The following is a 12,716-nucleotide window of genomic DNA, read 5'->3' on the forward strand; positions in this document are numbered from 1 at the left end:
AACAGTTCTGCCTTAAGGAGGCGTGGATCATGGGGGATCTAGCAATAGACTTCTGCGGCGAATGGTATGAGCCATCGGACGACGACATCTTCAACATCGGCCGCGAGGGCGACCTTGAAGTGGATGACAATCCGTACCTGCACCGGCAGTTCCTGCAGGTGGCCAGGTACGACGGGATCTGGTGGCTCAGCAACGTGGGCAGCATGCTCTCCGCCACCGTTGCCGACGCATCCGGCGGCATGCAGGCCTGGCTGTCACCCGGCGCCCGGATTCCGCTGGTGTTCAGCCACACCAACGTGATCTTCACCGCCGGACCCACCACGTACGAGTTCGCCGTGCACCTGAAGACGCCCGCCTTCCGGCAGGAAGCCCGCGAAGGCGCCAGCAGCGGGGACACCACCATCGGCCCGGTGGTCTTCACCGACGCCCAGAAGGCGCTGATCGTGGCGCTCGCCGAGCCGGTGCTCCGGCGCGAAGGCACCGGCTTCAGCACCATCCCCTCCTCGGCGGCGGCCGCCAAGACCCTGGGATGGGCGCTGACCCGCTTCAACCGCAAACTCGACAATGTCTGCGACAAGCTGGACCGGGTGGGCGTGGTGGGGCTGCGCGGCGGCGGCGGCAAGCTGGCCACCAACCGCCGTGCCCGCCTGGTGGAACACGCCGTCACCACCCACCTGGTGACACCCGATGACCTGTACCTGCTCGAAAAGATGAGGGGCGTGGACGAAGGATGAGGATCCGGCTGACACTCCGCCGTGAACCCGCCGACGCCAAGGACCTGGCCGTCACGGTGGACGGCATGGCCACCGTGGCCGATATCGCCACCGTGTTGTGGGCGGCAGACCCGGACCGCAAGGGCACGCCCGCGCCGGACAACCTGTCCCTGCGGATCGATGAGGCATTCGTGGGCGCCGGCATCAGCGGAAACATCCTGGCCCGCCAGGACAACCTCCTCGAATCGGGCCTGCGCCCCGGCTCTGTGGTCTCCCTGGCCCAGGTGAGCGAACAGTTCCACGAACCAGGGGCGAACCGGGGCCCGGCAGCTGCCACCCTGCGGGTGCTGTCCGGGCCCGACGTCGGCCGCGAATTTTCGCTGCCCACCGGCACCAGCTACATCGGCCGGGACAGGGACGTGGACATCCGGTTGACGGACCCACTCACGTCAAAGCGGCACGCCCGGATCACGGTGGGCGAGAGCATCGAAATCGTGGACACCAACTCCGCCAACGGGCTCCTCATGGACGGCCTGCCCGTCACGCGCGCCACCCTCAACTCCTCCGACACGGTGACCTTGGGGGACACCACTGTCACCGTGGTGCCGCTGGGGCATAACCATGCGGCAGCACCGACGTCGCCCCTGGTGGATTTCAACCGCTCCCCGCGGGTGGTGCCCCGGTTCGAGGTACCCAAGCGGGTCCTTCCCGCCGGGCCCAAGCGCCCGGAGGACCAGCCCTTCCCCTACATTATGCTGGTGGCGCCCCTGATGATGGGCGCGGTCATCTTCGCGGTGACGCAGAACGTGCTCTCCATGGTGTTCATGCTGATGATGCCCCTGTTCATCGTGGGCCACTACGTGGACACGAAGATGCGGACCCGGAAGCAGCAGAAGGAGCAGCTCAAGCAGTTCGGTGCCTCCATGGCCGCCTTCCGGCAGGACCTCACCGAGCTTCAGCAGGTGGAACGGGCGGTCCGGCTGCAGGAAGCGCCGTCCGTCAGCGACACCGTGGATGCCATCTATAAGCTTGGGCCGCTGCTGTGGACGCACCGGCCGGAGCACTCGTCCTTCCTGGGCCTGCGCTTTGGGCTGGGAACGGCGCCGTCGCGCATCCCGCTGGAAGAACCCTCCAACAACGACACCGAGGTCCAGTACGCCCGCGAAATCCAGGACTGCATCAAGCAGTTCAGCGAGATCGAAGGCGTTCCCGTGGTCTCCCAGCTGCGCACCTCCGGCGCCCTGGGCATCGCCGGGGCCCGCGGCCTGGTGGACGACGTTGCCCGCGGCATGGTCCTGCAGCTGGTGGGCCTGCATTCCCCGGCCGAGGTGGTCCTCACCGCCATCACGTCCGCCCAGTCGCGGGAACGCTGGAACTGGCTGCAATGGCTGCCGCACGTCGGCTCCGGCCACAGCCCGCTGGGCGGGGACCACCTGGCGGCCGGTTCGGCCGGCGGGTCCTCCCTGGTGGCCAGGCTCGAGGACCTGGTCGACGCGCGTGAAGCAGCAGCCAAGCGGACCGCGCCGGACCTGCGTCCCGGCATCGACCCCGTCAAGCACGAGCTGGAAGAGCCGGTCCTGCCCTCCGTGCTGGTCATCGTGGAAGACGACGCCCCGGTGGACCGCGGCCGCCTCACCCGGCTGGCCGAGCGTGGCCCGGATTCCGGCGTCCACGTCCTGTGGGTGGCCACCGACATCCAGGCCCTTCCTGCAGCCTGCCGCGACTTCATGGTGGTGGACGGCGACCACGGCACCACCACCGGCCAGGTCCGCCTGGGCCGCCACACCTACCCGGTCAGCTGCGAAAGCGTGGACGCGGAACTCGCCGCCCAGCTGGCCAGGATGCTGGCGCCCGTGGTGGACGTGGGCAAGCCCGTGAATGACGACTCCGACCTGCCCAGGGCTGTTTCCTACGCCACGCTGATCGGCAAGGACTTCCTGGACAACCCGCAGTCCGTGGCCGAACGCTGGACCGAAAACAACTCCGTGCACGCTACCGCCGTGGCCAACCGCAAGGACAACGGCACGCTGCGGGCCCTGGTGGGGTCCAAAGGCATCGAACCGCTGTACCTGGACCTGAAAAACGAAGGACCGCACGCGCTGGTGGGTGGCACCACCGGCGCCGGCAAATCCGAATTCCTGCAGTCCTGGGTCATGGGCATGGCCGCGGCGTACAGCCCGGACCGGGTCAGCTTCTTGTTCGTGGACTACAAGGGCGGGGCCGCATTCGCGGACTGCATCAACCTTCCGCACACCGTGGGCCTGGTGACAGACCTGTCCCCGCACCTGGTACGCCGCGCCCTCACGTCGCTGCGCGCCGAGCTGCACTACCGGGAACAGCTGTTGAACCGGAAGAAAGCCAAGGACCTGCTGGCCCTGCAGCGGGAGGCCGATCCCGAGGCGCCGCCGTACCTGATCATCATCGTGGACGAGTTCGCGGCCCTGGCCAACGACGTTCCCGAGTTCGTGGACGGCGTGGTGGACGTGGCTGCCCGTGGCCGCTCCCTGGGCCTGCACCTGATCCTGGCCACGCAGCGGCCAGCCGGCGTCATCAAGGACAACCTGCGCGCCAACACCAACCTCCGCGTGGCACTTCGCATGGCGGACGAGGATGATGCCACCGACATCCTGGGCGTCCCGGATGCCGCCTACTTCGACCCCGCCATACCAGGCCGCGGCGCCGCCAAGACCGGCCCCGGCCGCATCCAAGGGTTCCAGACCGGCTACGCGGGCGGCTGGACTACGGACAAGCCGCAACGGCCGCAAATCGACATCGTGGAGATGGCCTTCGGTTCCGGCCCCAGCTGGGAAGCGCCGGCCCCCGACAAGCCGGTGGCCCAGGAACCGGCCGGACCCAACGACATCGCCAGGATGACCTCCACCATCGTGCACGCCGCGGACACCCTGGCCATCCAGCCGCCGCGCAAGCCGTGGCTGGATGAGCTGGCCAAGACCTACGACTTCTCCAAGCTCCCCAACCCCCGCACCGACGAACAGCTCCTGCTCGGGGTGGCCGACGATCCTGTCCACCAGGACCAGCCCACCGTGTTCTACGAACCGGACCGGGACGGCAACATGGCCATCTATGGCACCGGCGGCTCCGGCAAGTCTGCGGCCCTGCGCGGCATCGCCATCGCCGCCGCGGTCACCCCGCGCGGCGGCCCGGTCCACGTGTACGGCATCGATTGCGGTTCTTCGGGGCTGCGGATGCTTGAGGAGCTTCCGCACGTGGGCGAGATCATCAACGGCGACGACGTGGAACGCGTCGGGCGCCTGCTGCGGCTCCTGCGGGACATCGCCGAACTGCGCTCGGCCCAGTTCGCCGAGGTCCGTGCCTCCACCATCGTGGAGTACCGGAAGCTGGCCAACCGGCCCGACGAGAAGCGCATCTTCGTGCTGGTGGACGGCATGTCCGCCTTCCGGGAGGCCTACGAGCACAGCAAGCTCTCCGGGCTCTGGGACATCTTCCTGCAGCTGGCAACGGACGGCCGCACCCTGGGCATCCACCTGGTGGTCACGGGGGACCGGCCCAACGCGGTCCCCGCATCGCTCCTGGCCTCCATCCAGCGCCGGCTGGTCCTGCGGCTCTCCAACGAGGACGACTACATTTCCATGGATGTGCCCAGGGACGTCCTCACCGCCAACTCGCCTCCGGGCCGCGGACTCCTGGACGGACTCGAAGTCCAGCTGGCCGTCCTGGGCGGCAACTCGAACCTGGCCCTGCAGGCCAGGGAAGTCCACAAGCTCAGCGAAGCGATGCTCCGGCAGGGGCTGGGCAGTGCTCCCGGCATCGAGCGGCTTCCGGAGCAGGTGGACCTGGACGTCCTGCCCGCCGGCAGCCCGGACCTGCCCGTCGTCGGCGTGGACGACGAGTCACTGCAGCCCGCCGAGATCATGGCCCGCGGCCCGCTGCTGCTGGCCGGCCCGCCCGGCGCCGGACGGACCGTAGCCCTGGTCACCCTGGCCTACGCGCTGCGGCGGTCCAACCCCGCCACTGAGCTGATCTACCTCGGATCCCGCCGGTCCGCCGTCGCCTCCCTCCCCATCTGGAACCGCTCGGTAGTGGGGCCGGACGACCTCGCCGAGGTGGTGGAGGACCTGGTGGAGCACTCCACCGGAAATCCGGGGACCGTGGCCTTCTTCATCGAAGGCCTGACCGAGTTCACCGACACCATCGCCGAGTCGGGCATGGCGCAGCTGGTCACCGCGTCGCTGAAGGCGGACCAATGGGTGGTGGGCGAGTCTGAATCCTCCACCTGGTCCAGTGCCTGGCAGCTGGCCCAGCCCTTCAAATCCGGGCGCCGCGGGCTGCTGCTCAACCCGGGGGACATCGAGGGCGACAGCCTGCTCAACACCTCGCTGGGCCGCGTCAGTCCCGAGTTCATCCCCGGCCGCGGCTACGTGGTGGGACGCGGCAAGGCGCGGAAGATCCAGGTGGCGCTGCCGCCTGAAAACCGGGACTGAACAGCCCGGACAACTGCGGGGCCGGCGCCGTTGCGGATTTGCGGCCCCGCAGGGCGCTGTAGAAGACTACCGGGGACACCAGAAAGCCGTGGTGGGGGGCTGCGCGCATCGAAAGGTAGCAATGACCCCGTCCGCACCGTTCCGCCACGCCGTTTCGACGACGGCATCCGCAGCCGTCCTGGCCCTCGCCTTTGGCTTCTTCCCAGCAGGCTCGGCACTCGCTGCAACCACTGCACCCTCGCCCGCTCCGGCGTCCGGCACGCAGGCCACCGACTGCGGGCTGATCTGTCTTCCCATCCTTGCCAGCAGCCCGGACACGGGCCAGAACGGGCGGCCGCGGAAATCCAAGGAACCGGCTCCGCCGCCCGCCCAGCCGGCACCCCCTGCCGAGCCGCCCGCCCAGCCTGCCCAGCCCCAGCCTCCGCAGGCAGATACGGCCCCGCAGCCCGCTGCCCCGGCACCTGATCCCGCCGCGATCCCTGCCACCGCAGGGGCGGACTTGGATGAGCCCGCGCCTGGCACCGCCTCGGCCGCAGCCGGTTACCGGCCTCCAACCGGTCCGTCCAGCGGCCAGGACTGGAACAGCCCCGTCACCCGGTCCGCCGCGCCAGCGCAGTTGGCTGCCGCAGCCCCTGTCCGGGGCCAGGCCCCCGGCGGCCCGGCCCTGCTGCCCATCGCCGCCGGAACGGTGCTGCTGGCCGTGTCAGCCGGCGCCTTTGCCTGGTGGACGCGCAACCGGCTCCGGTCGCACTGACCTGTTCCTGCGGCAACACTGCCTGGCTTCGGCGCTTCCCGGCCGCAGCGCTTACTGCCTGCCGCGCGGGCCTGCCGGGTGGCTGTCGGAGGTGTAGGGCAAGATAGGTCTGTGAGCACAGGACCAGGACCCGCAGAAAAGACCGCCACCCGGACCCCGGCACCGCACGAACCAGAGGCGATCCCCACCGAGGCCGTCCGCGAGGAATACGAAAACCTTGCGGACCTGGTGCGGAAGTATCGGTTCGCGTACTACCAGGAGGATGCTCCGCTGGTGTCGGACGCCGAGTTCGATGCCCTCTTCCGCCGGCTCGAGGAGATCGAGGCGCTGCACCCGGAACTGGTGGCCAACGATTCACCAACCCAGGAAGTGGGCGGCGAGGTCTCCGCCGCATTCGCGCCGGTGGAACACCTGCAGCGGATGTACAGCCTGGAGGACGTCTTCTCGCTGGAGGAGCTTGAGGCCTGGCTCAACCGGGCCGAGGCCAGCATCGAAAAAATCGGTGACGGCAGCGCCAAGGCAGCCTGGCTGACCGAACTCAAGATCGACGGCCTGGCAGTCAACCTCCTGTACCGGGACGGCAAGCTGGTGCGTGCCGCCACCCGCGGCGACGGCACCACGGGTGAGGACATCACCCACAACCTGCTCACCATCAAGGAAATCCCGCAGGAACTGCGCGGTACTGGCTTCCCGGCCGAGATGGAGGTACGGGGTGAGGTCTTCATCCCGTCCAAGGCCTTCGCCGAGTTCAACGAGGCACTGATCCAGGCCGGCAAGGCGCCGCTGGCCAACCCGCGGAACGCGGCAGCCGGGTCGCTGCGCCAGAAGGATCCGGCCGAGACTGCCAAGCGGCCGTTGAAGATGTTTGTGCACGGCATCGGCGCCCGGGAGGGGCTTGCCGCCGGCAGCCAGTCGGAGACGTACGGGCTGCTCAAGGACTGGGGCCTGCCGGTCAGCCCGTACTTCGAGGTGCTGGAAACCCGCGACGACGTGCTGGGCTTCATCAAGCGGTACGGCGACCAGCGCCACAAGCTGCTCCATGAGATCGACGGCATCGTGATCAAGGTGGATGATTTCGCCACCCAGCGGGCCCTGGGCAACACCACCCGCGTTCCCCGCTGGGCCGTGGCCTACAAGTACCCGCCCGAGGAAGTCCACACCAAGCTGCTGGACATCCAGGTCAACGTGGGCCGCACAGGCCGCGTCACCCCCTACGGCGTCATGGAGCCGGTCAAGGTCGCCGGTTCCACCGTGGAAATGGCCACCCTGCACAACCAGGACGTGGTCAAGGCCAAGGGCGTCAAGATCGGCGACATCGTAATCCTGCGGAAGGCGGGGGACGTCATACCCGAGATCGTGGGCCCGGTCCTGAACCTCCGCGACCAGCAGGACCCGCCGGTGCGCGACTTCGTCATGCCCACCGAATGCCCCTCCTGCGGCACGCCGCTGGCCCCCGCCAAGGAAGGGGACGTGGATGTCCGCTGCCCCAACGCCAGGTCGTGCCCGTCCCAGCTGCGCGAACGGGTGTTCCACGTAGCGGGCAGGGGTGCGTTCGACATCGAGGCCCTGGGCTGGGAAGCTGCCATCGCCCTGACCCAGCCCGCGGAGCCCGAGGTGCCGCCTCTGACTTCCGAAGCGCGGCTGTTCGAGCTCACCCCGGAGGACCTGGCCGGCGTCCGGATCCGGCGCGAAAAAAAGGTCAAGGGAGTCCCCACAGGCGAGTACGAGCTGGTGCCGTACTTCTTCAGCAAGGGCACCGCCAAGTCGCCCTCCAAGCCCACCGCCACCACCCAGAAGCTCTTCAAGGAACTCGAAAAGGCCAAGACCCAGCCCCTGTGGCGCGTGCTGGTCGCCTTGTCCATCCGGCACGTTGGTCCCCGGGCATCGCGGGCCCTGGCCCAGGCGTTCGGCTCCATGGACCGCATCCGTGCAGCCTCCGAGGAGGAACTGGCCCACGTGGACGGGGTGGGACCCACCATCGCCGCCGCCCTGAAGGAATGGTTCGCCGAGGACTGGCACCTGGAGATCATCGACCGCTGGGCCGCCGCCGGTGTCCGCATGGAGGACGAACAGGACGAGTCCATGCCGCGCACCCTCGAAGGGCTCACCGTGGTGGTCACCGGCTCCCTGCCCAACTTCAGCCGCGACGAGGCCAAGGAGGCCATCCTGCTCCGGGGCGGCAAGGCAGCGGGGTCCGTTTCCAAGAACACCAGCTACGTGGTGGCCGGCGAAAGCGCCGGCAGCAAGCTTGACAAGGCTGAGCAGCTGGGGATCCGGGTGCTGGATGAGGATGGGTTCCGGCAGCTGCTCGACGGCGGCCCGGCCGCTTTGGGCGACGCGGCAGCAGCGGACGAAGACGAGACGGAAGACGCGGCAATCGAAGACGAGACTGGTGAGAACGCATGACATCCGCTTCGGAACTGCTGGAGGTGGCCCGGCAGGCTGCCGCCGCTGGTGCCCACGTCCTGTCCGGCCGCGACGGCAACGCCCTGGACGCGAGCAACAAGGGGGCGGCAGGGGACTGGGTCACCGCCTACGACGTCGCAGCCGAAAGTGCGGTGCGGGACGTCATTTCCGCGGCCCGGCCCGGCGACAGCGTCACCGGTGAGGAGCAGGGAACCACCCGCCCCGCCGATCCCACCGGCTACCGCTGGTCCATCGATCCGCTGGACGGGACCACCAACTTCATCCGCAATATCGTCTACTACGCCACCTCGGTGGCGGTGGCGGATGCCGACGGCGTCTGGCAGGCCGGCGTCGTGAACGTGCCTGCGCTGGGCCGCGTGTACTACGCTGCCCGCGGCCAGGGTGCGTGGCTGGAGGAGCGGGGCGTCGTCAGCAGGCTCGACGGCCCGGTTCCGGGGCGCGCCGGACAGATCCTGGCCACAGGGTTCAGCTATGAACCCGAGATCCGCGTCCAGCAGGCTGCGGCCTTCGGTACTTTGATGGACGGCTTTGCCGATGTCCGCCGGCTTGGCTCCGCTGCCCTTGACCTGTGCATGGTGGCCGATGGAACCCATGACGCCTACGGCGAGCGGGGACTGAACGAGTACGACTTCTCGGCCGGCGCCCTGATCGCGGAGGAAGCCGGCTGCTGGGTGCGCAGGCCGCGCCTCACCAGCCCCCTTGACGGCGGCCCCACGGACGATGAGCGACTGGACGCCTGGACCTGCGCCGCCAGCCTGGAACTGTCCGGCAAGTTCCCGCTGTAGGGGCTGGTTCCTGGCAGCGGCACGTGCTCCAGTCGCCCGTAGTGATAGTTCGATCACGGAAAGCGCTGTTCCGCCCGAGGGCAGGCACGGGAGCTACTACCATTGACGGGTGCACAAGCAGTTGACCATCCGTCCCGCCGTCAAGGCCGATTTCGCGGCCGTCGCCCGCATCACCGGCGACTCCTACCTTTCCGCAGGCTACTTCGACGACCCCGCCCACCCGTACATGGTCAAGATCATGGACGTTGCGGCCCGCGCCGAGCAGGCCACCATTTGGGTGGCAGAACGGGAAGGGATCGTCATCGGTTCAGTCACCCTGGCGCTGGCCGGGGAACCGTACGCGGACATCGCCCTGCAGGACGAGCTTGAATTCCGCATGCTGGTGGTGGACCCGGCCGTCCAGCGCAGCGGTGCCGGTAAGGCCATGGTGGACGCCATCCTTAATCACGCGAAAACCCTTCCCGGCATCAAGGCAGTGTCCCTCACCACCGGCCAGGCCTGGGAAAGCGCGCACGGCCTGTACCGCAAGACCGGGTTCCAGCGCGTGCCCGAGCGGGACTGGTTCGTTCCCGGCACCGACACAAAACTGCTGGTTTATCGGCGCGACCTGTAGCAGCCCTACAGTGGTGGCGACCCATTCCAGCTTTGAAAGGCCCACCCATGCGCAAAACCTTCGGCAGCGGATCCGTCTGGGAACAGACCCTCGGTTACTCCCGTGCCGTCCAGGTGGACAACACCCTCTACATCTCCGCCACTGCGGCGAGCGGCGAGGACGGAGTGGTGGGCGATGACTTCTACACCCAGACCCAGTACATCCTGCAGAAACTGGGCAAGGTCCTGGCCGACGCCGGCTTCGCCTACGAGGACGTGGTGCAGTCCAAGCTGTACCTGACGGACATCAGTAGATGGGAAGAAGCCGGCCGGGCGCACGGCGAGGGATTCGCAAACATCCGCCCCACCCTCTCCCTGGTCCATGTGCTCCCGTTCCTTGACCCGAAGATGCTCGTCGAGATCGAACTGGTCGCCCAGAAGAGCGACTAGGTTTCCTGCCCTACCTTCCCGGCAGGCCGTAGCGGTGCTCCGGCCTGCCGGTGGTGCCGTAGCGGAGCTGGATATCCACTGCGCCGTCGTCAGCCAGTGAAGACAGGTAGCGCTGGGCGGTGGCCCGGGACACGCCCACGCGGGAGGCCACTTCGGCGGCAGAGTACTGCTCGCCCGGGGCCAGTGACTCCAGCACCGCCGCCTCGGTTGCCGAGCGGGGTTTCGACGACGGCGTGACGTCGCCTGGAATCAGCGACCGTTTGGCACGGTCCACCGCCTCCTGGTCCAGTGCGCCCGGCTGGGCCAGGAGGCGCCGGTACCGGGCGTAGGAGCGCAGCTGCTGGGACAGCGACTCGGACGTAAAGGGCTTGAGCAGGTACCCCAGGGCGCCGCGGCGGAATGCCACCCGGACGGATGCGGCGTCGGAGGCAGCGCTGAGGATAATCGTGTCCACATCCAGCTGCTGGAGCAGGTCCAGGCCGGAGGCATCGGGAAGGTAGACGTCCAGCAGCACCAGGTCAGGCCGCAGGCTGTGGATGGCCTGCAGCGCCAGCGACGCCGTGCCAACCGGGGCCAGGGCAAGGAAGCCCGCCACCGAGTCCACATAGGCGGCGTGCAGCTTGGCCACATGGAAGTCGTCGTCCACGATCAGAACCCGAAAATCGTCAGCCATTTCCGTCCTTTCCGGCTGCCCCCGGATTACTGTTGGCAGGGTTGCCTGCCGTGGTGTGCGGAAGGGTGGCCATGAACACGGCTCCCGGCCCGCCCTTCGTCCCGCGTTCGAGCACCCTTACGTCACCGCCGCGGCGCCGGGCCAGCTGGCGCGCCAGGGCAAGCCCGAAGCCCTGGCCGCCGCCGGCGCGGACGGGACCGGAAGAGGTGGTGAAGCCCTCGGCAAACACGTGCTCCGTAGCCGTTCCCTCTGCCAGCCCGTCACCAGAGTCCGCGACCACCACGTGCAGTGTGCCGCCGTCGTCGCCTGGCTCGTCCAGCACCTCAAGCTCAACCCACCGGTCCGTCGCTGAGCCCGCCACAGCCGCATTGACGGCATTGTCGATCAGGTTCCCCAGCACCGTGGTGACATCCTGGGCATCTGTGACCTGCCCGTGGACCAGGGTTTCCGGTCCAATGCGCAGCGTGACGCCGCGCTCGTCGGCCTCCACGCCCTTGGCGCCTACGAACGCCTGCAGGTACGGGTCCTGGAGCAGCTCGGCCTGGTCCACCGGAAACTTCAGCGGACCGGTGGCCGCCAGCGTGGCCAGGTAATCGCGTGCTTCCTGGTGCTGCCCGATGCCCAGGAAGCCGGCGAGCGTGTGCAGCTGGTTGGCAAACTCGTGGCGTTGTGCCCGCAGCGCGGTGGACATGGTCCCTACCGCATCCAGTTGCCGCGTCAGCCCCTGCAGTTCCGTCCGGTCGCGCAGCATGATCACCCAGCCCAGGTCCTCCCGCCGGTGCAGCGCCTTGCGGGCGTTCACCACCAGCACCCGGCCGCCGGCCACCAGCTCCAGGGCATCAAGTGTTGAACCTGCGGCGCCGGTTACGCGGGGGAGCGGCCGGGTGAGCGTCTTCAGCTGCTCCGGCACCGGCGCATTTTCCCACCGCGTGCCGGACAGGTCGGGCAGTCCCAGCAGTCGCTGCGCGGCGGCGTTGAACACGCTGATCCGGCCGTCGGCACTTACGCCAATGACGCCGTCGTCGACGCCCTGCAGCACCGCCACCTGGTCGTGCACCAGCGTGCTGATCTCCTCCGGTTCCAACCCCAGGGTGAGGCGTTGCAGCCGGCGGCGCAGCAGGAAGGAGCCCAGGACCCCGGCGAGCAGGGCGCCCGCGGCCGTCAGGGCCACCGGTCCGATGTCGCGGGCCACGCTCTGGGCCACGGTTTCCATGGAGTAGCCCACGCTTACCTCTCCCACCACCGTGCCGGTTCCCGGAGCGTAAACCGGAACCTTCGCTCCTGCGGAGGGTCCGAGCGTCCCGGTGTTCCGGGTGGTGACCTCCTGCCCGGACAACGCCTCGGACGGATCGGTGCTGACCTTTTCACCAAGCCGCTGCGGATCAGGATGGGCCAGCCGGATGCCGGTTTCGTCGGTGATCACCACGAACAGCGCTCCGGTCCGGGTACGGGCAGCCTCGGCCGATGACTGAAGGGGCCCGGCCAGGAGTTCGGCGGGCGGGGGAGTGCCGGGCTGTTCACTGATGGCTTGCACGTTGGCGCGGGTTTCCGGGTCTGAGGCCACGGTCCGGGCCAGGGTCAGCGCCTGGTTCTCCGCATCGCTGCCTACCCGGTCATAGGTGAGCCAGGCGTGCACGGCGGCGCTGAGCAGCACCACCAACAGCACTACCGCCAGCTGCAGCAGCAGCGTCTGGGTGGAAAACCGCACCGGCTGCCGGGGCACGGGACGCTGCATTCATCCTCCTTGACGGGTCTGGCGCGGGTTTAGCGGGTTGTGGCGCTGCGCTCCAAGGGTGCCGTGGCAGCACGAAAAGTGCGAAAAGCCCGGTGAGCACAATGAGCAAAATGCTCCCAATAAGC

At 68.5% G+C, this 12,716-nt stretch carries 9 protein-coding genes; 7 read left to right on the plus strand and 2 right to left on the minus strand.

What is annotated here, in order from left to right; genetic code table 11:
• The first annotated feature begins 29 nt into the window (after positions 1 to 29).
• The 7 genes from LFT44_RS06195 to LFT44_RS06225 all read left to right on the plus strand — a co-directional run bounded on the left by LFT44_RS06195 (position 30) and on the right by LFT44_RS06225 (position 10,183).
• Positions 30 to 734 (plus strand): hypothetical protein, encoded by a 705-nt coding sequence (locus LFT44_RS06195; RefSeq protein ID WP_236801808.1) that lies wholly within the window; start codon positions 30 to 32, stop codon positions 732 to 734.
• Positions 731 to 5,176: an FtsK/SpoIIIE domain-containing protein gene (locus LFT44_RS06200; protein WP_236801812.1), complete on the plus strand. Its 4,446-nt coding sequence runs from the start codon at positions 731 to 733 to the stop codon at positions 5,174 to 5,176. The genes LFT44_RS06195 and LFT44_RS06200 overlap by 4 nt, the downstream gene beginning before the upstream one ends.
• Positions 5,177 to 5,297: 121 nt before the next feature.
• Positions 5,298 to 5,930 (plus strand): hypothetical protein, encoded by a 633-nt coding sequence (locus LFT44_RS06205; protein WP_236801813.1) that lies wholly within the window; start codon positions 5,298 to 5,300, stop codon positions 5,928 to 5,930.
• A gap of 111 nt (positions 5,931 to 6,041) precedes the next feature.
• Positions 6,042 to 8,336 (plus strand): NAD-dependent DNA ligase LigA, encoded by a 2,295-nt coding sequence (gene ligA, locus LFT44_RS06210; protein ID WP_442863770.1) that lies wholly within the window; start codon positions 6,042 to 6,044, stop codon positions 8,334 to 8,336.
• Positions 8,333 to 9,142 carry an inositol monophosphatase family protein gene (locus tag LFT44_RS06215; RefSeq protein WP_236801814.1) on the plus strand — a complete coding sequence of 270 codons (810 nt, stop codon included), beginning with the start codon at positions 8,333 to 8,335 and terminating at the stop codon, positions 9,140 to 9,142. Before ligA ends, LFT44_RS06215 begins: the two co-directional genes overlap by 4 nt.
• Before the next feature lie 109 nt (positions 9,143 to 9,251).
• Positions 9,252 to 9,755, plus strand: a complete 504-nt coding sequence (locus LFT44_RS06220) for a GNAT family N-acetyltransferase (RefSeq protein WP_236801815.1) — start codon at positions 9,252 to 9,254, stop codon at positions 9,753 to 9,755.
• Between the two features lie 47 nt (positions 9,756 to 9,802).
• A complete protein-coding gene (locus LFT44_RS06225) occupies positions 9,803 to 10,183 on the plus strand; it encodes a RidA family protein (RefSeq protein ID WP_236801816.1) in 381 nt (126 codons plus the stop codon).
• Positions 10,184 to 10,193: 10 nt separating this feature from the next.
• Here the strand turns inward: LFT44_RS06225 and LFT44_RS06230 are convergent, their stop codons facing one another.
• A complete protein-coding gene (locus LFT44_RS06230) occupies positions 10,194 to 10,856 on the minus strand; it encodes a response regulator (protein ID WP_236801817.1) in 663 nt (220 codons plus the stop codon).
• Entirely contained in the window at positions 10,849 to 12,591 is a 1,743-nt protein-coding gene (locus LFT44_RS06235; protein ID WP_236801818.1) for a sensor histidine kinase, read from the minus strand. The genes LFT44_RS06230 and LFT44_RS06235 overlap by 8 nt, the downstream gene beginning before the upstream one ends.
• Positions 12,592 to 12,716 lie beyond the last annotated feature (125 nt).

Origin of the sequence: Arthrobacter sp. FW306-05-C, assembly GCF_021801725.1 — a bacterium.
GTDB lineage: Bacteria > Actinomycetota > Actinomycetes > Actinomycetales > Micrococcaceae > Arthrobacter.